1 protein-coding gene is annotated in these 1,021 nt (G+C 36.7%); it reads right to left on the bottom strand.

The window, feature by feature from the left end:
* Window positions 1-180 precede the first annotated feature (180 nt).
* The gene (locus C3420_RS17085; RefSeq protein WP_103857262.1) at window positions 181-912 is read right to left on the bottom strand and encodes a hypothetical protein; all 732 of its coding nucleotides are present in this window, start codon (window positions 910-912) and stop codon (window positions 181-183) included.
* Between the last annotated feature and the right edge of the window lie 109 nt (window positions 913-1,021).

The following is a 1,021-nucleotide window of genomic DNA, read 5'->3' as shown; positions in this document are numbered from 1 at the left end:
GGCTGCTGGCATTGCTGAATAAGTTGATGTTTAAATTCAGCTGTGAAGGTTCGACGGGGCTTTTTTAGCGTTGGTGCACTGTCTATAACTGTCTTTAAATCCATAAATAGGTGTCCACTTAAATTTAGTGGACACTATCGCGGTATTAATGAGTTAGAAAAAGTGGGGTTCAGCGGACGCTTACGAAAATACATCAATCGCACAAGTTAGTATGGGTCTACCAATGGGCTCCAAAGTGTTATCGTCTAGAACAATGACATCTAAAAGATGTGAATCTATTTCAACTTTGTTCATGAGAAAGGGACTGTTAAGCTTTTTACCAGCAGCTTGGAAATGCTGATTTGCAGTCCTAACCCCCTTTTTATGTCGATATACTTGATATGGATCTAACGCTAGAATTCTGCGTTGTAGCGTTCTGAGGGTGGGTAAGTGGTCATAAAGCCTCATATTAAGAGCTTCATTTTCAATATATGCTATGACATCCTTAGCTGATCTCTTTTCTCTGGGCTTTAGAAAATATTCATTTATGCCATGAGTGATCAAGTTTTCTACTTCAGGCGAAAATCTGAGTGAGCAGTTACCCGAATTAGGTTTGAAATCATTAAGAAAGCTTTCGTCCTTACTAAATTTTTTCATCCAACGTATGACTGTTCTTGAGCAAGGTGGTTTTGGATCATTAATAGTGGTGGCTATATCTTTGATAACCAGTTGGACAGCATGATTTGAAAACTTATTTTTTAATAGTAATGTAGCTTCAAGATATCTTTTTTTTCTATTTACTAAAGCGTAATTATCTTTGTCTAATAGGGGATAGTGTGGAGTTTCAATATATTTGATACCCTGACTCTCTATTTTACTTAAAAACTCTTGTACAGATATATTGTGTATTTTGTAAGCGTCCGCTGAACACACCTTATGAATTCGTCCTATAAGCCTTAATTTAGTCCCCACTTAAAAACAAGTGGGGACTAAAATTTATGACTACAAATCACCAGACATCCATCGCATCTCTTGCGAAAAA

This window comes from Acinetobacter sp. ACNIH3 (assembly GCF_002918965.1).
Taxonomy (GTDB): Bacteria; Pseudomonadota; Gammaproteobacteria; order Pseudomonadales; family Moraxellaceae; genus Acinetobacter; species Acinetobacter schindleri.
Note: the sequence above shows the minus strand (reverse complement) of the source record. Positions and strands in the feature narration are given on the sequence as shown.